The sequence below is a fragment of the Rhizobium mesosinicum genome (genome assembly GCF_019511345.1).
Classification (GTDB): Bacteria; Pseudomonadota; Alphaproteobacteria; order Rhizobiales; family Rhizobiaceae; genus Rhizobium; species Rhizobium mesosinicum.
The window spans coordinates 328,092-350,942 of sequence record NZ_JAEUAK010000003.1 but is presented as its reverse complement, the minus strand read 5'-3'; the positions used below and the strand labels follow the sequence as shown (position 1 = coordinate 350,942).

Genomic DNA, 22,851 nt, shown 5'->3' with positions numbered 1-22,851 from the left:
CGTTCGTACCCATCCCGATGTGTCATGCGGCAAGCTGCGGGCGGAAGATCACATCGGCGTAGTAATTCGCTGAATCGTATGAACTGGTCGGGAAGAGCCCCACGGTGGCGGAGCCGCCATAAGCGTAGACACCGTTGCCGCCAGCGACGGCACTTGATTGAGCCGTCAGGGGACCATTTGTCACGGCGTTGGTGAAGAAGGCGTCCGTCGCCACGTAGGCGCCTGTTGTGTGGTAGGAGGCGACATAGGTGGTATTGGCAGTGATGGAGACGGCTGTTGCAAAATTCACCGTCTGCCAGCCGCTCGCCGTGGTGTTGGTGAAGGTGGCGGTCGCGAGCTTGGTGCCCGTAGAGCTCCAGAGGTCGACGACGTTCTGGCCGTTGTCGTTGGCACTTCGATAGAACTTGATGCCGGTAATGTCGCCGGCGACGTTCGATTGGAACTTGACGCCGAGCTCGAGCTGCTGGCCGTCGTTGAGGTTTGTCTGGGCCGGCGTGCTGGAGGCGTTAAACAGGCTGTAGGTTGCGGGCGTCGTCGAGGCGACGATGTTGAAGCTCTCATTGGCTGCGAGACCGCCGAGATCGGTCGCCGTCACCTTGACGCCGTAGGTGCCTGAGGTCGTCGGTGTGCCGGAGAAGGTCCGCGTCGAGGCATTGAAGGCGAGCCAGGCGGGCAGCGCCGTGCCGTCGGCAGACGTTGCCGAATAGGTCAGCGTTTCGCCGCTGTCTACATCGGTGAAGGTGGTGGTCGGCACGACGAAGGAGAAGGCCGAGCCGACAGTGGCGTTCTGGGTCGCCGTCTGGACGGCCAGAACCGGCGCGTCGTTGGCGCCATGGATGGTGATGGTCAGGTTTGCCGTAGAGGTCGCACCGGCGGCATCGCGCATCGTGTAGCTGAAGACATCGCTCAGCGTGTTGGTCGACTGCCGCAGCGCCTGGACGGCGGCATTGGTCTCGTTGACGGCATAACTGTAGGCACCCGAGGCACTGAGCACGAGGCTGCCATAGGCGCCGTTCAGCGTCGAACCGAGCGTGCCTGACGTCGAGCCGAAGGTGACGGCCGTCACCGTCTTGGTGTCGCCGGCATCCGGATCGGTATCGTTGGTCAGCACGTTGCCGCTCGCAGCCACGCCACCCGAACCATTGGCAACACCACCCTTCTCGGTCGCGTCACCCGCATCGGCAACTGCCGTCGGTGCCGTGTTGCCAGGCGTCGACGGGCGGAAGACCACATCGGCCCAATAATTGGCGGCGCTGTAAGTGGCATTTGGGAAAATGCCCGCGGTGGCGGAGCCGCCATAGGCGTAGACGCCGTTGCCACTGGCCGAGGCCGTCAGCGGGCCGCTGGTGACGGCGGCCGTATAGAAATTGTTCGTCGCCACATAGGCGCCTGTTGTGTGGTAGGAGGCGACATAGGTGGTATTGGCGGTGATGGAGACGGCTGTTGCAAAATTCACCGTCTGCCAGCCGCTCGCCGTGGTGTTGGTGAAGGTGGCGGTCGCGAGCTTGGTGCCCGTAGAGCTCCAGAGGTCGACGACGTTCTGGCTGTTGTCGTTGGCACTTCGATAGAACTTGATGCCGGTAATGTCGCCGGCGACGTTCGATTGGAACTTCACGCCGAGCTCGAGCTGCTGGCCGTCGTTGAGGTTTGTCTGGGCCGGCGTGCTGGAGGCGTTAAACAGGCTGTAGGTTGCGGGCGTCGTCGAGGCGACGATGTTGAAGCTCTCATTGGCTGCGAGACCGCCGAGATCGGTCGCCGTCACCTTGACGCCGTAGGTGCCTGAGGTCGTCGGCGTGCCGGAGAAGGTCCGCGTCGAGGCATTGAAGGCGAGCCAGGCGGGCAGCGCCGTGCCGTCGGCAGACGTTGCCGAATAGGTCAGCGTTTCGCCGCTGTCTACATCGGTGAAGGTGGTGGTCGGCACGACGAAGGAGAAGGCCGAGCCGACAGTGGCGTTCTGGGTCGCCGTCTGGACGGCCAGAACCGGCGCGTCGTTGGCGCCATGGATGGTGATGGTCAGGTTTGCCGTAGAGGTCGCACCGGCGGCATCGCGCATCGTGTAGCTGAAGACATCGCTCAGCGTGTTGGTCGACTGCCGCAGCGCCTGGACGGCGGCATTGGTCTCGTTGACGGCATAACTGTAGGCACCCGAGGCACTGAGCACGAGGCTGCCATAGGCGCCGTTCAGCGTCGAACCGAGCGTGCCTGACGTCGAGCCGAAGGTGACGGCCGTCACCGTCTTGGTGTCGCCGGCATCCGGATCGGTATCGTTGGTCAGCACGTTGCCGCTCGCAGCCACGCCACCCGAACCATTGGCAACACCACCCTTCTCGGTCGCGTCACCCGCATCGGCAACTGCCGTCGGTGCCGTGTTGCCAGGCGTCGATACAGCGATGCTGAAGGTCTCGTTGGCGGCAAGGCCGCCGAGATCGGTCGCCGTCACCTTGACGCCATAGCTTCCACCTGTCGTTGGAGTACCGCTGAACGTCCGCGTCGAGGCATTGAAGGCGAGCCACGCGGGCAGCGCCGTGCCATCGGCAGACGTTGCCGAATAGGTCAGCGTATCGCCACTGTCGACATCGGTGAAGGTGGTGGCCGGCACGACGAAGGAGAAGGCGGAACCGACAGTGGCGTTCTGGGTCGCCGTCTGGACGGCCAGAACCGGCGCGTCGTTGGCGCCATGGATGGTGATGGTCAGGTTTGCCGTAGAGGTGGCGCCGGCGGCATCCCGCATCGTGTAGCTGAAGACATCGCTCAGCGTGTTGGTCGACTGCCGCAAGGCCTGGACGGTGGCATTGGTCTCGTTGACAGCATAGCTATAGGCACCCGAGGCACTGAGCACGAGACTGCCATAGGCGCCGTTCAGCGCCGAACCGAGCGTGCCTGACGTCGAGCCGAAGGTGACGGCCGTGACCGTCTTGGTGTCGCCGGCATCCGGATCCGTATCGTTGGTCAGGACGTTGCCGCTCGCAGCCACGCCACCCGAACCATTGGCAACACCACCCTTCTCGGTCGCATCACCCGCATCGGCAACCGCCGTCGGCACCGTGTTGGCGCTCGGCGTGGTGAACATCACGTCGACCCAATAGTTCGTCTGCTCGAAGGTGCTCGTGGGGAACAGACTGTTGCTGCCATAGGCATAGACGCCGTTGCCGCTGGCCGGCGCCGTTAGCGGGCCGCTCGTCACATTGGAGACGAAGTAGTTGGCGGTCGTCGAATAGTGGCCGGTATTCGTGTGGTAGGACGCCGTGTAGGTCTGTCCCGCCGTCAACGCCACCGGGTTTGAGAAGTAGGCGATCTGCCAACCGCTGGCGGTCTCGTTGCTGAAGGTGAGGGTCGCAAGCCGTGTACCGGTACTCGACCAGAGGGAACCGGTGTGGGTGCCCGTATCCTGGCTGCCCTTGTAAAAACGAATGCCGGTGACGTTGCCTGCCACGGAGGTCTGGAATTTAACCCCCAGTTCGACAGCCGATGTATCGCCAGTGTTGACGACGGCAGGTGTCGCCGAACCGAAGAGAGAGGTGTAACTTGGTCCGCTGACGGTTACAGTGCGTCCCGCCGAGGGCGTTTCGAGGTTGATGCTGTCGTCCGCGGCCCGCGATAGGATCGTGTAGCTGCCGGCGACCTGCGGCGACCATGTATAGGTCCAGTTCTCATCGCCTGTCGCAGGATGCCAGCTCGCCCCATTGTCGGTCGAAACCTCGACGCCGGCGATGACGCCGCCGCCCGTGTCGGTTGCAGTCCCTGTAATCGTGATGGTGGAGCCAACGGTCGCCGTTGATGGCACCGTGATGATAGAGGTTGGTGCCGTGTGATCCGTGGAACCGGTCGTGGCGACGAGGCCGGATTGCAGCGTCCCGGGCTGAATGCCCATGTCGGCCAGCAAATTGACCATTGCCTGCTGCACGCGGGGATCGGTTGGGGTTGCCTCATTGTCGTGATTGTTGCTTAAGCCCCATGTCCAGTAGACGGTACCGGCGCCAAACACCAGCGCACCGCTCGGCGCGCGATAAAGCGTCAGATTGTGGGTCGCGGTCGCACTGCCGGTCGTGTTTCCGTAATCGAGCAAGTAGGTGCTGACCGGAAGCGTCGTCGACGACAGCTTGACGAGGCCGGCCGGATCGAAGCCGTTGTCGACTGCTTCATCCCATTCGTATCCAAGATAGTTCTTGGTGAGCGTTGCCGTCTGGCCAGGCTGAAGATTGGCGACGCTCGTATTGCGCCAGAAACGCAGATTGGCGTCGTCATAGGGAATAGTGATCGCCTGGAGATTGCTGCCGACGTCGTCGACCTTGAACAACTGCCCGGTCAGTGAGTTTTCCGGGTTTCCGCCGCCGATAGCCGGTGGGCTGAGACGCGGATCGCGGAAAGTACCCGTCCATTCGTTGGAAGGATCGATGCTGGCGCTGGGCGACCATGTCTCCTTATAGGAAATAAGGGTCCGATAAGGTGTGCCGTCGGCGCTGTAGGCATTGCCCCACCTGGTACGCCAATAGACCTCATTGCCGCTCCAGAACATCAGGTTGACGCCGGCATCGCGTGCGGCTTCGACATTGGTGCGCTGCTGTCCCGACCAGTATTCGTCATGTCCGGCATCAATATAGGTCTTGTGATTGAGCAACAGGCTGCCGTAGCGGTCGACGTCGACACCCGACATGTAGGAGACATCATAGCCGTTCTGCTCCAGCCAATAGATGCCCGCATATTCGGCGCCGAACAGATAGTCTTGCGGACCAGCATAGGTGCCGACCCCGCCGCGGGTCGCGATCGGTCTGTTGTAGCTGACGGCATAGGCGCGGCCCGCCCCCTGGCCAGTCGCCGGACCGTTGCCGCCATAGAAGTTTGCGCCACCCCAGCCGTTGTAGGCTTGCCAGGTCTCGTCGGCGGTCTGGAAGACGATATCGCTGTGGCTGCCGTCGTCGCGCACGATGAACGGGATATGGTTTTCACCGAAGGTGCCATCCTGTCGCACGAGCTTGGCGATATAGACGCCTGAGACGGCATCGTCAGGGACGGTCCACGAGGCCGAGACAGCCCAGTTGCCGGCGTCCACGGTTCCGGTCGTGGCATTTCGTAACGGATTGGGTTGGTTCTGCACACCGGTGTGCTGAATGGTCGTGACCTTGCGCGCGCCCATGCCGCCATAATAGCCGAGCCGGTAGATATCGATCCGGTAGTTGTTGGAGTTGGTATTGATTTTGAAGCTAATCGTCTTGCCGTTATCGACGCTGATGTCGGTCGCGAATCCTTCGATGTTGGAGCTACCGGCGCCAACGATACCCCACTCGCTCTGCGGATTGCCCGGCTTCTGGTTTTCCGCCACGATGATGTTGACAGGCGCTGCCGCGGTGGCTGCAAGATTTTGCGTCGTTAACGACCGCTGCGTGGTCGGCGGCGTGGTGACCGAGCCGGAAAGGACGCCGACACCCCTGGTGCCGGTTCCCGTTCCCATCTCACCGCCACCAGGCAGGGATCCGTTCAATATCTTCGAATCCGTCCAGTTTGCTGTTCCGCGCCAGCCCGAGAGAGGAGATAAGTCACGATCGAGAAGCGGGTCGCTGACCGACGCACCGATGGCCCGCTTGATCGTTGCTACATAGTCCGGCCCTTCAGTCAGCCTGGTCCCCGGCAATTGACCATCCTGTTGAAGCATGGCACCGCCATGAGCCCAATCGAGAATCCGCGTGGGGGAGGTAAAGTAGCCGCACCCGCAGACGCCAAAGGGCATGCCGAACGCCAGTGAGTTCGATCCGCCGTGGTGCGCAGCCGCCTCTGCCGATGGGCTCGATTCGAGAATGACCACCTTGCCGGAGTGAGCGCGCGCACCCGCTGCGGCGGCAGAACCTTGCCCCGACGCTGTCGGTGCGGAGCTCTGCGGCAGGTACGCAGCCAAGGGATCGTCGCCCATAGTGCCAGTGCCAGCATAGGTGCCATAAAGGGGCGACGCAGGCCCGAGAGCGGCGCCGCTCGCATTCCGCTCGAAAGGTGCAAAAACCGGATTATGGGCCGACAGCACAGACGCGTCAGACTCTCCGCTTCGAACACCCGATTCCCGCGCCGCTGCGAAAGCGTCGGCCAACGATGGGGACACCTGGTCGATATCGCCCGGACCGTCTGCTTCGGCGACCGCATCCGCTCCCGGTTCGTTATCATGGCCGCTGAGCACAGGATTGCTTTCGGGACTGTCGGCAAGGGCGCTCCCCCTGCCTTCAACCGACGTCTGCGCAGACGTCGCAAGTTGAGCGCTATCCTCAAGCTGATTGGTGTTCTTGCGTGGCTTCGCTTTTCCACCGACGGACCACCACCGGGGAGCCCACGAATCCACCATTAGCGAGCGCGGAGCCCACCGGCGAGCGTTGCGATACATGGCGTGCCCTCTCGCGAAATTGCCAGGTCAAATCTCTGTGGGTCGTTCGATACGCGGACTCCGATTATAATCGAAAAGTGCACGAGTATATCCTACCCCTTTCGACCTACAGGCGGCATCCTTTTGGCAAACGGGCTTTTGCGCAGAGCCGTGACTTGCCTTTCGCTGCACAACGGGTGGCATGATCGTCGGATTTGCTTCGCATTACGAATGGTAGCTGGCAACCTCGGCCACGCTTACCGCATTGGAAACGTAACAACTGGCAATTCAGTCTTTCTCGATTTCCAACTCCTCTTCGCAGAACATTCCCTCGCTCTTGCGAGGAACGGGCACGAGATGATGTCCGAGACCAGTTCGAGCGCTGTCCTTGCAACCCCTTCCTCAGAGACGCAGTCAAATTGATGCACAGCCTCAAAATTGAGCACCTCGACAAGTCCGGGGTCTTTCTCATCCGAAAGAGCTATCGTTTGACGCAATCTTCGCCCGTTCGGAGTATTGATGCTGCGCCGTAACGATATAGGCTCTGCGCCGCCGTGACAGCATGCCGAATCGAAAGATATCGGCTGCGTGGGAGGGAGCCCTGGCGCGGTCAAAATCTGGAAAAGCGAGACACTGACATGAGACAATCCATGGAGAGGATCATGGAGCGGCGATTGAGTGCCATCCTCGCTGCCGATGTCGTTGGCTACAGCCGGCTCATGGGCATGGACGAGACAGGCACGCTGCAGGCTTTGAACCGCCATCGCTGCGAACTGGTCGAGATCCGCATATCCGAATACAAGGGCCGTATCGTCAAACTGACGGGCGATGGCATCCTGGCCGAGTTTCAGAGCGTCGTGAATGCCGTGGCCTGCGCCGCCGAAATCCAGCGTAGCATGGCCGTGCGCAACGAAAACGTGCCGAAGGAAGAGCGCGTCGATTTCCGCATCGGTATCAATCTCGGCGATGTCGTCGTCGAAAATGACGATATTTTCGGCGACGGCGTCAATCTTGCCGCGCGCCTGGAAAGCATTGCTCCGGTCGGCGGCATTGCCGTGTCGGCAATCGTGCGGGATCAGGTCGGTTCACGCCTCAATCTCGACTTCGATTTTTTAGGTGAACACGTGTTCAAAAATATCCGCCAGCCGGTTCAGGTTTATACAGTTTCTCTTGAGAAGCCGAGTTCCGCCCGTCTCGTCGCGCAGAATCGCAACACCTGTTTCATCGCCGTCCTGCCCTTCACCAATATGAGCGGCGATGCCGACCAGGACTATTTCTCCGACGGCATTACCGAGGACATCATCACCGATCTTTCCAAGGTCTCCAGCCTGCACGTGGTGCCACGCAATACCGTCTTCACCTATAAGGGCACATCGGTGAAGGTGAAGCAGGTCGCCCAGGAGCTCGGTGTGCGTTACATGCTGGAAGGCAGTGTACGCATCGTCGGCACGCGGGTGCGCATCTCCGGCCAGCTGATCGACACCATGAACGGCGATCACCTTTGGGCCGAGCGCTATGACCGCGACCTCACCGATATCTTCGCGATCCAGGACGAGATCACCAACGCGATCGTTAGCCAATTGAAGGTGCGGTTGCTGCCGGAAGAGCGCAAGGCGATCGCCGCCGAGCCGACCGCCAATGTCGAGGCCTATACCTATTACCTGCGAGGAAGGCAGCTCTCCCATACCTGGACAAAATCCTATCTGCAGCTTGCCCGGCGCATGTTCTACAAGGCCGTCGAGCTCGATCCGGACTATGGCCGCGCCTATGCAGGCATTGCCGATTGCGATGCGGCGATACGCGACTGGGCGCCTGACGATGTACCCCTGGAGCGCATCCTCACCATGAGCGCCAAGGCCTTGGAACTTGATCCCGATCTCGCCGAGGCCCATGCCTCCCGCGGCCTGGCGCTGCATCAGAACGGCGAGGACGACGAGGCCACGGCATGCTTCGAACGCGCGCTTGCGCTCGATCCCAACCTCTATGAAGCAAATTTCCACTATGCTCGCATCTTCTTCATGCGCGGGAATTTCGCCGAGGCGGTGCACTACTTCACCCGCGCCGCCGAAATCCGCCCCGACGATTATGTTTCACCGATCCATCTGATGTCCTCGTACCATTCTCTCGGACGGATGGCGGACCGGGAAAGCTGGGCGCGAAAAGGCATTGAAAGAGCCGAGCGGGCGCTCAATCAGAACCCGGAAAATTCCGGCCCCGCCCATCGCGGCGCGCTTGCCCTTGCCCATCTCGGCGAAGCAACGCGGGCCTGCGACTGGGCCGCACGGGCGAGCGCCATCGATCCCGATGATATCGTCGCCCAGTATAATCTCGCCTGCGTCCACTCTGTGCTAGGCCATGTGGAACATGCGATCGATATCCTGGAGGGCCTGCTGCCCCGCAGCTCGGTCTACCATATCAAATGGTTCACCCATGATTCCGACCTGGACAATCTGCGCCGGAATCCGCGCTTCATAAAACTTATCGCGGAGGCAACGAAAGAGCGGGAACGGATCGAGGCATAGGTCGCGGTAGAAGGAGGAGGCCAACGGAGAGAGTCGAACAAACCTATGCTCTCGGCTGGTCGGCCGCTCCCTCGGATATCAGGCAAGCGGGCTTTTTACGGCCAGCGCCTATACCAAGGTCCAGTTGGGTGTCTCCGCCACTCTGATAATTCTCCGGGTTGAGAAGCTTAGAGCTAGGCCTAGCTTCCTTTTGCCATCAACTGAAACCCAAAGCCCGGGAGCCTTTCGATGAAGTCCAAAGTAGCTGATGTCCTGACAGAGGTGCTGCATTCCGCAGGAGTCAAACGGATCTATGGCGTAGTCGGCGACAGCCTGAACGGGCTCACGGAAGCGCTGCGACAGAGAGGCGACATCGAGTGGGTCCATACCCGCCATGAAGAGACAGCCGCTTTCGCGGCCGGGGCCGAAGCCCATCTCAGCGGCGAATTGGCCGTGTGCGCCGGAAGCTGCGGCCCGGGCAATCTCCACCTCATCAACGGCCTGTTCGACTGCCATCGCTCACGGGTCCCGGTCCTCGCCATTGCCGCGCAGATACCTTCGGCCGAAATCGGCAGAGGCTACTTCCAGGAAACGCATCCGGATCAGCTTTTCAGGGAATGCAGCCACTATTGCGAGCTTGTCAGCCATCCCGAGCAATTGCCCGCAGTCATCGAAACGGCCATTCGCACCGCCATCGGAAAGCGCGGCGTTGCCGTCGTGGTCATTTCGGGCGACGTGGCATTGACCGATTTCACGGCGAAGATTTCGGCACCGGCCGCACTCACCCTGTCCCAGCCGAACGTCGTGCCGGCGAGCGATCAGATCGATCAACTGTCGGAACTCCTCAATAACAGCTCGAAGGTTACCCTTCTATGTGGCCGCGGCTGCGAAGGCGCGCATGACGAGTTGATCGCCTTTGCGGACCGGCTGAAGGCGCCTGTTGTCCATGCGCTCGGCGGCAAGGAACATGTCGAGTGGGACAATCCGTTCGATGTCGGCATGACCGGTCTGATCGGCTTCTCCTCAGGTTACAAGGCCATGCTGGAATGCGGCACGCTTCTCATGCTCGGCACCGATTTCCCGTATCGGCAGTTCTACCCGACCGACGCCAAGATCGTGCAGGTGGATATTCGACCGGAGAATCTTGGCCGCCGGGCCTCGCTGAATCTCGCCATCGTCGGCGACGTCAAATCGACGCTGGCGGCAACGCTGCCAAAGCTGACGGAGCGAACGGACAGGGATCACCTCGATGCTTGTCTTGCCGCCTACAGGAAGGCGCGTGAGGGCCTCGACGACCTTGCCACAGGCCGGGAGGGCGGCAAGATTCACCCGCAATATGTGGCACGCCTTCTGAGCGAGCATGCGTCCGACGATGCTGTTTTCACCTTCGATGTCGGAACTCCGACGATCTGGGCTGCACGTTACCTGAAAATGAACGGAAAGCGTCGCCTGATCGGATCCCTGGTTCACGGATCGATGGCCAATGCGCTTCCTCAGGCGATCGGGGCACAGGCAACGTACAACGACCGCCAGATCATCAGCATGTCCGGCGATGGCGGCTTTGCCATGCTGATGGGCGACTTCCTGACGCTCGTTCAGCAAAACCTGCCGGTGAAGGTCGTCGTCTTTAACAATTCCGTTCTCGGATTTGTGGCGATGGAAATGAAGGCTTCAGGCTTCCTTGAGACGGGCACCGAACTCAAGAACCCGGATTTTGCGGCGGTCGCCCGCGCAGCCGGAGTGCATGGCGTCCGCGTGGAGAATCCGGCCGAGCTTGACGGTGCCATCCGGGAAATCCTGGCGCATCCGGGCCCAGCACTGCTCGACGTCGTCACGAACACGCAAGAATTGTCGATGCCGCCGAGGATCGAAGCTGCACAGGTGAAGGGTTTTGGTCTATGGGCCATTCGCGCGGTGATGAACGGCCGGGGAGACGAACTCGTGGACCTAACGGTCTCGAATTTCCTGTCTCGGTGATGTCGGACACACCTCTTGAACTCGGCCGGCGCAGCACCGCATACAAGGTGCGCCGGCTTCATAAAAGCATCATGCGCATCTGCGATGGGAACAAGTCCTACCACCCTCAGTCATCACACGGACCCTCTTAATGACATCGACTTCGACCGCCGCGCGCCTGTCGCCGGCCGCCTCGCCCCGTCTTCTCGTGCTTGCTCAAACCGTCCTCAAGGCAGGCGAAACGGCGCGCAAGGCACTCAGACGACGCAGGGCGGCAGAGATGGTCCACAAGGCGCCGCGTGATTACCAGACGGAAATCGATGTCGCCGTCGAGAGGATCATCGTCGAAGAGATGACGAGCGCGTTCCCGACTTACGCGATTAAGGGCGAGGAAGAAGTCGGCAACCGGCAGGGTGGCGCGGATGCGCCGGTCATCTATATCGATCCGATCGACGGCACGACCAATTTCGCCTGGGGCATTCCGCATTTCGGCATGACGATCTCGATCGCCGAGGCCGGCCGCGTCGTCGCAGGTGTCGTCTATGACGCTATGCAGGACGAGCTCTTCAGTGCGGAGGCCGGCGGCGGCGCCTGGCTGAATGGCGAGCAGATCCATTGCGCAGAGGTGGCCGATATCCAGAACGTGCTGGTCGGTGCAGGCCTGCCGATCCCCGGCCAAGTGAAGGCGGTCCCGGAAGAGCTTTACTTCGACGCCGTCAAGCGGCTGATGGCCAATACCGCCGGCGTGCGTCGCCTCGGTTCGGCAGCGCTTTCGATCGCCTATGTCGCCTGCGGCCGGCTGGACGGCTTCTTCGAAGATGGCCTCGCGGTTCATGACTTCGGCGCCTCGGCACTCATGGTCGAGGAAGCCGGTGGCATCGTCACACGGTTTTCAGGCGCAGCCGTCACCGGTAAAGGCGACATCCTGGCAGCAAGCAAGCCACTCTATCCCTGGCTGCGGGAAGGTTTTCAGCCGGAAGCCTGAGACAGTTCAGGCCGTATAGAGCGGCTGCATTGGCGCAGCCGCCTGTGCCGCTGCCGACTGGTGGATCAGTGCATTGTCGCGGAAGGCGAAGAAGCCCGAGCAGCTGGGAGCGACGGTCATCCCGGCCCTGATCATATCGCCCGGCGCAACCATCGCCTTCAGCCTGGTGCCATCGGCGAGATCGATATCGACGATCTTGTGCATGCCGAAGTCGGTGACGCGGTGGACGATTGCATCGGCCGATCGGCTGGCTGGACGCACGGTCAGGGCTTCCGGACGCATCGCAAGCATCACGGGACCGTCTGCAACCGGAATGGAAAAGCTGAAAAGCGGATGCGTGCAGATCCCATCCCGGATCTCGCTCTCAACGAAATTCATCGAGCCGATGAAGCCGGCGACGAAAGCCGTCTGCGGTTCGCGATAGATGACGCTCGGCGGCGCCACCTGCTCCGTGCGGCCGTCGCGCATGACGACGATGCGATCGGCAAGTGCTAAGGCCTCGTCCTGGCCGTGGGTGACGAATAATGTCGTGATGCCGAGCCGCTGCTGGATGTCACGCACTTCCTCACGCAGCCGCTCGCGCAGATGCTGGTCGAGGCTGGCGAAGGGTTCATCGAGCAGCAGGATCTTGGGCTCGAGGACGAGCGAGCGGGCAAGTGCGACACGCTGCTGCTGGCCGCCGGAAAGCTGCGTCACCGCGCGCTTCCCGTAATCGGCGAGACCGACGAGAGCGAGGGCGTTCTCGACGCGCTCTCGGATTTCGGCCTTCGGCAAGCGCCGCAGTTTGAGGCCGAAGGCGATATTGCTGAAGACATCCATATGCGTCCAGAGCGCATGGCTCTGGAAGACCATGCCGGTCGGGCGCCGTTCCGGCGGCAGGGTGGTCACATCCCTGGCGTCGATGCGGATGCTGCCGTCAGTCGGCCGTTCAAAACCGCCGATCATACGTAGCAATGTCGACTTGCCGGAGCCCGAAGGACCGAGGAGGCAGACGAGTTCGCCATCACCGACTTCAAGCGAAAAATCGCTGACGGCAAAGGTATGGCCGAAGCTCTTCGAAACGCCTTCGATCGCCAAATGTGCCATTGTTAAATCCTTTCTGCCGGCGCTCAGGCGCCGAAGCCCCGCGCAAAGGCGCCGGTCCCGACAACGCGGCGCGCAAACATCAATGCCGCAAAAGACGGCACCCACAGCATGACGGAGAGGACCGCGCCATATTGCACGACGATCTGATTGTTGATGAAGCTGATCATCAGCACCGGCATGGTGCGGATCTCCGGCGCACCGATCAGCCAGGCGCCTTCCGTCTCGTAAAAGGTGCCGACGAAGGTCAGGAGCAGGGCCGCCGAGATCGTCGGTGCGGCCTGCGGCAAGGTGATCGACCAGAAGACACGGAGCGGCGTTGCGCCGGCATCGCGTGCTGCCTCCTCCATGCGCCGGTCGACATTCTGAAAAGCCGCGACCGGGATCCAGATCATCAGCATCAGCGTGCCGACGAGCTGAATCAGCACTACGCCCCAGAAGGTGCTGATTAGCCCCATCTGCAGGAAGATGCCTGCTATCGCCACCAGCAGGCCGAATTTCGGGAAGGCATGGGAGGCGAGGAACGACAGGAACAGAATGTTACGGCCGGGAAAGCGCATCCGAGCAAAGGCATAGGCCGCCGGAAGACAGATGATCGCGGAGAGCAGCGTTACGGTCGCCGTCAGCCGCAGGCTGAGGAATAGCGCATCCCAGACATCCTTACGCGCCAGCGTCTGCGACCAGAAACGTAAGCCGAACTGCTGGGGAATGACGGAAGGGTAGCGCCAGATCTCGGTGAAGGCCCAGGTGGCCACGACCAGCAGCGGCAGCGCGATGAAAAGCGTCAGCAGCAATGCCAGCAGCAGTCCCGTCCAGTCGAATTTCAGGCCTGTCGACTGACGCATCATCGGCCCTCGCGGTTGCGGGCGATCGACCAGACATAGAAGATGCCGAAGAGAAGGCAGAAGCCGAAGCTGATGACCGCTTGGGTCAGCGCGTTCAGCGGGTCATTCATATCCGCGAAGGTGCGCTGCATGAAAGGTCCCATCATCTCCGGCGAGGCAGGGCCGAGCACGTAGGGCAGCGTGAAGGCCGAGAATATGCCGAGAACAGCAAAGGCGGCGGTCACCAGCAGTGAATTGGCCATGCGCGGCAAAATAATCGAGATGAAGACCCTGATAGGCGTTGCGCCGACATCGCGGGCCGCCTCGATGGAGCTATTGGAAACAGACGTAAGCCCCGCCGTCAGCATCAGCACGGTCAAGGGCAGATTGTCCCAGACGAGGCCGATGACCGGTCCCCAGGGGGTCAGATAAGGGCTCGGCAGCTTCGGCAGGCCGACCGCATTGAGCAGGATGTCGACCGTGCCGTTCGGTCCGATCGTTCGGATCAGGGCGTAGGACAGGATGATCGAGGGCACAAACATCGGGAAGATCGCGAGACCCTGCACATAGGCGGGAAGGCGACCGCCGGAAAAGCGCAGATAAAGCGCAATCGGAAGGCCGATGGCAAGCAGGAGCAGACCACAGACAATGGTCGTCCAGAGCGTCAGCCAGAGATTGTTCAGGCTGTACCCATCCGTGAAGAAGAAACGGTAGGAGGCGAGCGAAAACTCCGCCGTCCCGTCCGGCTGGCGGACGAAAACGGTGGTCGCGATCGCCGAAAAGATCGGAAAGATGATCAGCCAGCCGACCAGAAAGACTGGCATGCCGACGAGGAGGAGCCCGTAAAGGCTCCCCCTGCCGAGAGGTTGAGCGCGGTGCGCGACCGCAGGCTGCGCGGCATCCAGCGCCATCAGGTGCGGCTGATACCGGGAGCGACAGTACGATACCAGCCGTCGTTGATCGCCTTTTCCCAATCGCCGCCCGGGAAGGTCGGGATGGTCGCCGGGATGACGTCGGCATATTTCTTGCGCAGATCTTCGGAAATGTGATCCCAGGACACGCCGGGGAAGCCGCCGATTTCGGTGATGATGGCTTCCTGCATCTCGCTCGTCAGCATGAAGGCGGCGAGCTTGAGGGCGGCATCCTTGTTGGCGCCGTTGGTGAAGATCGTCATGGCCGAAAAACCGCCGCAGAGCGCGAGATCGGAGAGCTGCACAAGGCCGGTCGTCTCGGGCAAAACGCCTTGCGAGATCGCCTGCAGGACCTGGTCTGACCAAACCGGAACCATGGTCACGACGCCCTGGGAGAGCAGCTGGATCGACTGTGTGTTGCCGGCGGTATAGGCGCCCTTCTGATAGAGCGACGGGGCGAGATCGTTGAGGATCTTCCAGGCCGGCGTCAGCGACTGCTCGGCAAACTCGGCGGTGAAATTATCGATCTTGAACTTCTTCGGATCGCGGCTATTGGCTTCATGGATGGCGCGACGGACGAAGTTGCCGCCCGAACCGCCCTTGTCCGGCCGGTTGTAGATGAATTGGCCGGGATTGGCCTTGACCCAAGCCGTCAGCTGTTCCCAGGTCTTCGGCGCGTCCTTCGGATCAAGCTTGCTCTTGTCATAGGCGAGCAGAACCTGCGAACCTCGATAGGGCAGCGCGTAGGGCGTGTCGATAGCGAGCGGGTTGACGCGCTCGAAGCCCGGAACGTTCTCGGCGGAGAATTTTACCCAGAGACCGGCATCGACGCCACCGGCCGGAAGGCGCGGATCGAAGGATTCGAAGAGGTCGGCCTGCGGATCGGTCTTGGTTTTCAGCGCGGCGAGAGCGCGATCGGCGATGGCGCGAAGGCCGTTATTGTCGCCGGCATCGGTCACCTTCAGCGCGACTTCCGGATGCGCCTTTTCGAAAGCCGGACGGATGACGTTGTTCCAAAGGTCGATGATATTGGCATCCGAACCGCTGTAGAGATCGATCGTGCCTGCGGCGGCCGAGGCGAAGCGTGGAAGGGCGAGAAGGGTCGCAGCCGCCGATGAGGTGATCAGAAATTCGCGCCTATTCATACCTGTCTCCCTTCGTTATCGAGGCCGCGCCTCAGATGAGTTGTGAGACTGGATAGCTCCGGCGCGTAACATCGGAATGACAGAAGCGAAGAAAATGCACACGTGTGCCAAACGCGATAGACAAGCCCCGATACTCCATTGGGGGCAGCATTATCGGCCCCCGAAAAATTTCGTCGGAGAAGCTTGTTATTTGCTGAGTGGAAACAGCCCGGCCAGAAGGCCTGGCAACAGGAATTGGGCAATTTGCAACACGCGACTTGATCGCGTGGGCTTGAGAAAGGGCATCGCGCAGTTAAGCCGATGCCAGGCCTATAGCTGGCTTCCTTGGTCCGCTCGAGCGGTTTGCGCATCAGACGAAGAGATTGGAGGCGACGAGGCGCGGAGGCGGTGGACGGGGTTAAACCGCATTTCCCAAGAGTCTCCAGAAACACCCTGTATTTCGCCGTCTACAAGCCGGCATAACCCGTTTCCGACACCTTTCAGCAAACAACCCCGTCCACCCCCTCCAGCAGACGATAATTGTTTCGAATCAACCGCCTAAGCCGGAGGGGGTTACCCCGTCCATACACCCTCCACCTCTGCGAACCCCGTCCAGAATCTGCCGTTGATGGACGGGGTTCCAGGACCGGACGGGGTTGCCGTGGACGGGGTTCGTCATCCCTCAGGAAATCAAAACCGAGGTTTGGCCGCCTCCATCGTCTTTACTCCGCAGCCTGTCGCAGTGGGGTAAAACCGATCTGCCGTCGCTGCGGGCTTTCTTGCCTCAGCGTCCGCAGCATCTCCTCGTATTCCTGCTCCATTTCCGGAGTGACGGACGGGCGGACTTCCTGGAGAGCCTTGGAGAAATCCCCCTTGGTCACATCGGAGGCATCGAGCGAGCGGCGCAGCGCAATGAGGCCGGCGCGACGCGTCAGGTCCTCAAGGTCGGCCCCTGTGAAGCGCACGGTCTGTTCGGCGAGTTCGTCGAGATCGATATCCTTCGCCAGTGGCATCTTCTTCGTATGGATACCGAGGATTTTCAGCCGCGCCTTCTTATCAGGGACCGGGACGTAGACCAGTTCGTCAAAACGGCCCGGTCTCAGAAGCGCAGGATCGAGAAGGTTTGGCCGGTTGGTCGCCGCCATAACGACCACACCCTGCATGTCTTCCAGCCCATCCATTTCTGCCAGAAGCGTGTTGACCACACGTTCCGTCACCGCCGGCTCACCCAATCCTCCGCCGCGGGCCGGAGCAAGCGAGTCGATCTCATCGATAAAGATAACCGTCGGGGCGACCTGCCTGGCGCGCTCGAAGAGCCGCGAAACCTGCTGTTCGGATTCGCCATACCATTTCGACAGAAGATCGGATGACTTCGTCGCCACGAAATTGGCCTCCGCCTCGCGCGCCACGGCTTTCGCCAGGAGCGTCTTGCCCGTTCCCGGAGGCCCGAAGAGCAGGAAGCCCTTGGCCGGACGAATGCCCATGCGCTTGAAGGACTGCGGGGCGCGCAGCGGCAGCTCCACACCCTCCTTCAGCTTCATCTGTGCCTCGTCCAATCCGCCGACATCGTCCCAGCGCACATTAGGTGCCTGGATCATGATCTCACGCAAAGCCGATGGCTGAATACGCTTCATCGCCGACATGAAGTCATCCTGTGAAACCGTCAGCTTCTCCAGAACCTCGCTCGGGATGCCTTCCCGAAGATTGATGTCGGGCAGCACGCGCCGCAACGCATCCATGGCAGCTTCGCGAACGAGCGCCCCCAGATCAGCGCCAACGAAACCGTAGGTCGTTCTGGCGATCTCATCGAGGTCCGTACCTTCCGCAAGCGGCATGCCACGCGTGTGGATGGCCAGGACTTCGCGCCGTCCATTTTGGTCCGGAACGCCGATGACGATCTCGCGATCGAAACGTCCTGGACGCCGCAGCGCTTCGTCGATCGCATCGCGCCTATTGGTCGCACCGATGACGACAATATTCTGCCGGGGCTCCAGCCCGTCCATCAAGGTCAGGAGCTGGGCAACGATACGCCGCTCGACCTCCCCCGTGACCTGTTCACGCTTCGGCGCGATGGAGTCGATCTCGTCGATGAAGATAATGGAAGGAGCGTTCTGCGAGGCTTCCTGGAAGACCTGCCTCAGCCGTTCTTCGGACTCGCCGTATCGGCTGCCCATTATTTCCGGTCCGGCGATGTGGTAGAAGTTGGCCTCAGTCTCGTTCGCCACCGCCCGGGCTAGCAGGGTCTTGCCGGTTCCCGGAGGCCCGTAGAGCAAAACACCCTTCGGCGGATCGATGCCGAGGCGCTGAAAGAGCTCCGGATGGCGCAAGGGAAGCTCCACCATCTCGCGGACCTGTTCGACAGACGAGCCGAGGCCACCAATATCATCATAGGTGACGTCCGCGCGGCGGGCTTCCTTCGGCTCCTCGAACTGCGGACGCAACTCGACTGTGGTCTGCTCTGTCATCTGGACGATACCGCGCGGCTGCGTCGAGACGACAACGAGCCTGATTTCTTGCAGACCGTAAGCCGGAAGGCTGAAGCGCGGATCCCGTATCCGTTGCTGCACGGAAGTCGACACGACGTCCCCCGCAACCATCGGCATCTGGAGGAAAGTTCGCTGCAGAGCCTCACCCGATCCCTGCAGTACCAAATTCTTCTGCGCTGGCGCCAGAACCACCTTTGTCGCCGGACGCGCCTCGGCTTTACGTATCTCGACGTGGTCTCCGCTCGTTACTCCGGCATTCACACGTTGCAGGCCGTCGAGGCGCACGATGTTCAGCCCTTCGTCGTCGGGATACGGGCGCATGGCGACCGCAGCGGTATGACGCTTACCAATAAGCTCGATAAGGTCGCCCTCTCGAATACCAAGCTTGCTCATCGCGCTCGAAGAAAGCCGCGCAATGCTTGTTCCCGCATCCTGCGGTCTCATGTTTGCCACTTGTAATGTGAGTATCTGGTCATCTGCAACGGACATGGAGCCTCCATAAAAGTCGAGAACTGAAACGCATAAGCATCGCCACCGGAGGATTATTACGTCCGATCGCCTGTTGGAAAGTGGATCAAAGTATAGGGCGTTGATCCCGGTTTTCGAGCCGCGGCATGGACGAGGTTTATGTGCGAGGTCGCTGCAATCATGAACGACGGGTCGTTGCGGCGACGCCAGTGAGTGGCCCTCGAACGAGGACCACCCATTTCGACGTCATTAGCGTACGGACTTGAAAGCGGCTCTTACTTCTTCTGCGAAAAGCTGCGGCTGCTCCCAGGCCGCAAAATGCCCGCCTTTCTCGACCTGGTGATAGTAGGTCAGCGAGGGATAGGCCTGCTTAGCCCAGCTTTCCGGCGCCTGGTAGATCTCCTTCGGGAAGACCGTGATGCCGACCGGGACTTTGATGTCCTTTGTCTTCTGTGCTTCGGCACTGAAGTTATTGTTGTTGTTTTCCCAGTAGAAGCGCGAAGACGATGCGCCGGAGTTCGTCAGCCAATAGAGCGTGATGTCATCAAGCATTTCGTCCTTGGAGAAGACACGTTCAGGAACACCGCCGCTGTCGCTCCACTGGGCAAACTTCTCGTAGATCCAGGACGCCAGGCCAGCCGGCGAGTCGGAAAGCGAATAGCCGATCGTCTGCGGTCGGGTCACCATTATGGCGCCATAGGCAGCGTTTCGTCCGAAGAAAGTGCTCAGGGAATTATAGGCTTCCCGCTCCGGCGACGACAGGCTCGCAGGGGCCGGGTCCCCGCTGTTGATAGCCTTCATGAGGGCGCCCGGCACCGTCGCGGGCATATTGAGATGGATTGCCAGCAGACCCTTCGGCGCCTGGCGCGCCAACGCGTCGGAGATCACCGAACCATGATCGCCGCCCTGAGAAACATAGTGGTCATAGCCGAGCCTCTTCATCAGGACGTCCCAAGCGCGGGCAACCCGGTCCGGCCCCCAGCCCTGATCGGTCGGCTTCCCGGAAAATCCGTAGCCCGGTATCGAGGGGATGACGACATCGAACGCATCTTCCGGCCGGCCACCATATGCAGTCGGGTCCGTGAGAGGACCTATGGTCTTGATGAACTCAAATATCGATCCGGGCCAGCCATGTGTCAGAATGATCGGGAGAGCGTTGGGATGACGCGAACGAACATGGATGAACTGGATGTCGACACCGTCGATCGTCGTGACGAACTCCGGCAATGCATTGAGTTGCGCCTCGGTCCTGCGCCAGTCGTACTCTGTACCCCAGTAGCGAACCAGATCCTGAACGCGTGACAATTGAATACCCTGGGAGTCGTCGCCGACCGTCTCCTTATCGGGCCATCGGGTGCCGGCGATGCGTCTGCGCAGGTCATCGAGTTGCGACTGCGGAACGTGGATCTGGAATGGTCGGACGCTTTCGTCCGCGCTCGCCGTCGTCGTGGCAGCACTCGACGCAGGGTCGGCGGCATGGGCCGGTAGTGCATAGATCACCGGAACGAGCAACAGCGAGCCAAACGCCACGGCGATCGCTCGATCGGAAACACTGCGCCGAATTGAAACATTGTCGAACTTGGTCATGAAACACTTTCCTTCGATTGCTGCCGCATTCGCGGCCCTTGTCAACGAAGAGAGGTTTCAAGGATCGACGTGTCCTGCATATTTCGAAAATCGGCTGAAGTGTATCAACGTGTAGCAGTGGCGCGCCGGGACACAAAATCAAGAGGTTACCGACGGCTCTCCCCGAGCGTATACATCCCATGATGCGCGGTCGACTGCATCTGACAGCTGCCACTGGTGCGGCCCCAAACATCAGAAGCGCGGCTGTTGGGGGCAAAGATAGCGCTGCAAACGCAGGTTGGGATCCTTTGGAAAATCGGACAATGCAAAAGACATTGGAGCGCCACTGGCAAGCCTCAAAGCGCCCCCCCGATAAGCAGGACAGAGCCGCTCAATACTGCGTGAAATCGCCCGATTCCGACTGAAGCAGCGTCAGAGGATAGCGCGCAGGATGATGGACCAGCGCCGTCAGGTTGACCGGGCGGTTGCGATCGTCGAAAGCGATCTGATCCACGGTGAGAACCGCGGCTGGCGGAGGCAACTCGAGCATCGCAGCCTCCTGTTCCGTTGCAAGGCGCGCGCTCAGCGTTGTCTGCCCGCGCTTCGGATGAATGCCATAGCGCTCGCGAAGCTCAGCATAGAGCGACCGGTTGGCAACAGCCCAGTCGAGATCAAGCAAACCCGGGACGCGTGCAGCCGGTATCCAATCGGTCTGGACGACGGCAGGTATGTTGTCGAGAAGACGCAGCCTCGACAAGAGAACCACCTCGGCGCCAGGCGCCAGGAAAAGCGGACGGCTCACCTCAAGCGGCGCATGCACGATGCTGGCCTCGATCAGCCGGTGACCCGGACTTCGACCGCTCGCTATCGCGATGCTGGTGAAGCTTTTCAGGACCTGGAGTTCGAAGCCGCCACCACGCTCGGCGACGTAGAGGCCTTTTCCCGGTTGGCTGTGTATCACGCCCTGCTGAATCAATTCGCGGACGGCATGGCGCACGGTGATCCGGCTGACATTGTAGAGATCGACGAGTTCCCGTTCTGACGGCAGCTTGCCGCGCAGCGGCAGCTTGCCGTCGCGGATGGACGCCAGAAGGGCTTCGTAGACCTGCCTGTGCAAGGGGCGAGGGTCGTTGCGATCGATGCCGCCCTGGGGCGCGATGAATGATGCCGGCGCTTGCTGCATCTTGATTCCGATCCTGTCCTGTGCGGTGCACTCTTGCCGTTTTGTATCTTCGACGCAACCGTCGGCAAAGTCCATGTTGACATGACTGGTCATAACCAGTCCTATTAGAAGCAAGGAGTCAGAGAGCTCCGCGTAATGCCGTTATCAACGAAGGGAACAATCGATGCTGAAGAAAAGCCTTGCCGCATTGGCGATATCTGCGGCCTTCTGGGGTGGCGGCGCGCATGCCGAAACCATTTCCGTGTTTTGCGCGCCAACAGAATTCGAGCTCTGCACGAACGTTGCCAATGCCTGGAAAGAAAAGACGGGCAACGAGGCCAAGATCAACAAGATGCCGGCGCTTTTGGACGACGCGATTCCTATCTATCAGCAGCTGCTCGCGGCCAAGTCCAAGGATATGGACGTCCTTTTCCTTGATGTAATCTGGCTCGGCATGTTCAAGAGCAACCTGCTCGACCTCAAGACAATGATCCCGCAGGCAGACCAGGACAAGCATTTCGCCTCGACGCTCAACGCGGCGAAACTCGACGGCAATCTCGTTGCCATGCCTGCCTATATGGACGTCGGGCTCATGTTCTACCGCAAAGACCTGCTCGAAAAATACGGCAAGCCGGCGCCGAAGACCTGGGATGAGCTGGCTGCCACCGCCAAGGAAATTCAGGACAAGGAGCGGGCTGCAGGCTCGGCCGACATGTGGGGTTATGCCTGGCAGGCCAAAAGCTATGAAGGCCTGACCTGCGACGCAATCGAACTTGTTGCTTCCAACGGTGGGGGCACTATCATTTCTGACGATGGGAAGGTGACCATCGACAATCCACAGGCTGCTGCGGCGCTCGAAAAGGCAAAAGGCTGGATCGGCTCGATCAGCCCCGAGGGCGTCCTCAACTATGATGAGGAGCAGTCGCGTGCGCTCTTCGAATCCGGCAACGCGGTTTTCCACCGCAATTGGCCCTATGTCTGGGGCACCTCGCATCAAAAGGGCAGCAATGTCATCGACAAGGTCGGCGTGATGCCTCTACCGGTCGGCAAGGAAGGCGAAAAGTCGAGCGGATGCCTTGGCCCCATGTATTATGGCGTCAACAAATACAGCGCCAAGCCCGAGGTCGCGGCCGACTTTGTAAACTTCATTACAGGCCCTGAGATGCAGAAGATGCGTGCTCTGAATGCAGCCCTCAACCCGTCGATCCAGGCGCTCTACAGCGATCCGGAAGTCCTTGAGAAGATACCGTTCCTCAAGGATAACCAACAGGCCTTTGCCGACAGCGCCGTGCGTCCGTCCGGCTACACCGGCACCAGCTACAACCGCGTTTCGCAGGCTTTCTACCGCTCGGTTCACGACATGCTTTCCGGCGGTGCCGAGGTCAAGTCCAGCCTGACGTCGCTGGCTGGTCGGCTTGAGAAACTGAAGGAAAGCCGCTGAC

Annotated in this window: 12 protein-coding genes; 4 read left to right on the top strand and 8 right to left on the bottom strand. The window is 60.7% G+C overall.

The genetic code is table 11. The features are described from left to right. Positions 1-22: 22 nt before the first annotated feature. The gene (locus tag JNB85_RS09270; RefSeq protein ID WP_220334032.1) at positions 23-6,364 is read right to left on the bottom strand and encodes a DUF4082 domain-containing protein; all 6,342 of its coding nucleotides are present in this window, start codon (positions 6,362-6,364) and stop codon (positions 23-25) included. 641 nt (positions 6,365-7,005) lie between these two features. On the opposite strand from JNB85_RS09270, the gene JNB85_RS09265 reads away from it, so the two are divergent. The 3 genes from JNB85_RS09265 (at position 7,006) to JNB85_RS09255 (ending at position 11,785) form a co-directional block, all read left to right on the top strand. Then, positions 7,006-8,865 (top strand): TPR end-of-group domain-containing protein, encoded by a 1,860-nt coding sequence (locus tag JNB85_RS09265; protein WP_220334358.1) that lies wholly within the window; start codon positions 7,006-7,008, stop codon positions 8,863-8,865. 228 nt (positions 8,866-9,093) lie between these two features. Beyond that, entirely contained in the window at positions 9,094-10,821 is a 1,728-nt protein-coding gene (gene poxB / locus JNB85_RS09260) for a ubiquinone-dependent pyruvate dehydrogenase (RefSeq protein ID WP_220334031.1), read from the top strand. A 130-nt stretch (positions 10,822-10,951) separates the two neighbouring features. Beyond that, complete coding sequence (locus JNB85_RS09255; protein ID WP_220334030.1) at positions 10,952-11,785, top strand: inositol monophosphatase family protein; 834 nt, start codon at positions 10,952-10,954, stop codon at positions 11,783-11,785. Between the two features lie 6 nt (positions 11,786-11,791). On the opposite strand, the gene JNB85_RS09250 is transcribed toward JNB85_RS09255, so the two are convergent. The 7 genes from JNB85_RS09250 to JNB85_RS09220 form a co-directional block, all read right to left on the bottom strand. After that, entirely contained in the window at positions 11,792-12,871 is a 1,080-nt protein-coding gene (locus JNB85_RS09250; protein ID WP_220334029.1) for an ABC transporter ATP-binding protein, read from the bottom strand. A 23-nt stretch (positions 12,872-12,894) separates the two neighbouring features. Then, the gene (locus JNB85_RS09245) at positions 12,895-13,716 is read right to left on the bottom strand and encodes an ABC transporter permease (RefSeq protein WP_220334028.1); all 822 of its coding nucleotides are present in this window, start codon (positions 13,714-13,716) and stop codon (positions 12,895-12,897) included. After that, a complete protein-coding gene (locus JNB85_RS09240) occupies positions 13,713-14,603 on the bottom strand; it encodes an ABC transporter permease (protein ID WP_220334027.1) in 891 nt (296 codons plus the stop codon). The genes JNB85_RS09245 and JNB85_RS09240 overlap by 4 nt, the downstream gene beginning before the upstream one ends. Further along, positions 14,603-15,748, bottom strand: a complete 1,146-nt coding sequence (locus JNB85_RS09235) for an extracellular solute-binding protein (RefSeq protein WP_220334026.1) — start codon at positions 15,746-15,748, stop codon at positions 14,603-14,605. The genes JNB85_RS09240 and JNB85_RS09235 overlap by 1 nt, the downstream gene beginning before the upstream one ends. A gap of 701 nt (positions 15,749-16,449) precedes the next feature. Next, entirely contained in the window at positions 16,450-18,702 is a 2,253-nt protein-coding gene (locus JNB85_RS09230) for a CDC48 family AAA ATPase (protein ID WP_220334025.1), read from the bottom strand. A 228-nt stretch (positions 18,703-18,930) separates the two neighbouring features. Further along, complete coding sequence (locus JNB85_RS09225) at positions 18,931-20,268, bottom strand: epoxide hydrolase family protein (RefSeq protein WP_220334024.1); 1,338 nt, start codon at positions 20,266-20,268, stop codon at positions 18,931-18,933. A 370-nt stretch (positions 20,269-20,638) separates the two neighbouring features. After that, the gene (locus JNB85_RS09220) at positions 20,639-21,430 is read right to left on the bottom strand and encodes a GntR family transcriptional regulator (protein ID WP_220334023.1); all 792 of its coding nucleotides are present in this window, start codon (positions 21,428-21,430) and stop codon (positions 20,639-20,641) included. A 163-nt stretch (positions 21,431-21,593) separates the two neighbouring features. Between JNB85_RS09220 and JNB85_RS09215 the strand changes: the two genes are divergently transcribed. Beyond that, positions 21,594-22,850, top strand: a complete 1,257-nt coding sequence (locus JNB85_RS09215; RefSeq protein WP_220334022.1) for an ABC transporter substrate-binding protein — start codon at positions 21,594-21,596, stop codon at positions 22,848-22,850. The last annotated feature ends 1 nt before the right edge of the window (position 22,851 follow it).

Bases quoted from the DNA above. Each gene is read 5' to 3' on its own strand.
- JNB85_RS09245 (WP_220334028.1), bottom strand. From the start codon at position 13,716: ATGATGCGTCAGTCGACAGGCCTGAAATTCGACTGGACGGGACTGCTG.
- JNB85_RS09220 (WP_220334023.1), bottom strand. From the start codon at position 21,430: ATGCAGCAAGCGCCGGCATCATTCATCGCGCCCCAGGGCGGCATCGAT.
- JNB85_RS09270 (WP_220334032.1), bottom strand. From the start codon at position 6,364: ATGTATCGCAACGCTCGCCGGTGGGCTCCGCGCTCGCTAATGGTGGAT.
- JNB85_RS09225 (WP_220334024.1), bottom strand. From the start codon at position 20,268: ATGACCAAGTTCGACAATGTTTCAATTCGGCGCAGTGTTTCCGATCGA.
- JNB85_RS09265 (WP_220334358.1), top strand. From the start codon at position 7,006: ATGGAGCGGCGATTGAGTGCCATCCTCGCTGCCGATGTCGTTGGCTAC.
- JNB85_RS09240 (WP_220334027.1), bottom strand. From the start codon at position 14,603: ATGGCGCTGGATGCCGCGCAGCCTGCGGTCGCGCACCGCGCTCAACCT.
- poxB (WP_220334031.1), top strand. From the start codon at position 9,094: ATGAAGTCCAAAGTAGCTGATGTCCTGACAGAGGTGCTGCATTCCGCA.
- JNB85_RS09215 (WP_220334022.1), top strand. From the start codon at position 21,594: ATGCTGAAGAAAAGCCTTGCCGCATTGGCGATATCTGCGGCCTTCTGG.
- JNB85_RS09250 (WP_220334029.1), bottom strand. From the start codon at position 12,871: ATGGCACATTTGGCGATCGAAGGCGTTTCGAAGAGCTTCGGCCATACC.
- JNB85_RS09235 (WP_220334026.1), bottom strand. From the start codon at position 15,748: ATGAATAGGCGCGAATTTCTGATCACCTCATCGGCGGCTGCGACCCTT.
- JNB85_RS09255 (WP_220334030.1), top strand. From the start codon at position 10,952: ATGACATCGACTTCGACCGCCGCGCGCCTGTCGCCGGCCGCCTCGCCC.
- JNB85_RS09230 (WP_220334025.1), bottom strand. From the start codon at position 18,702: ATGTCCGTTGCAGATGACCAGATACTCACATTACAAGTGGCAAACATG.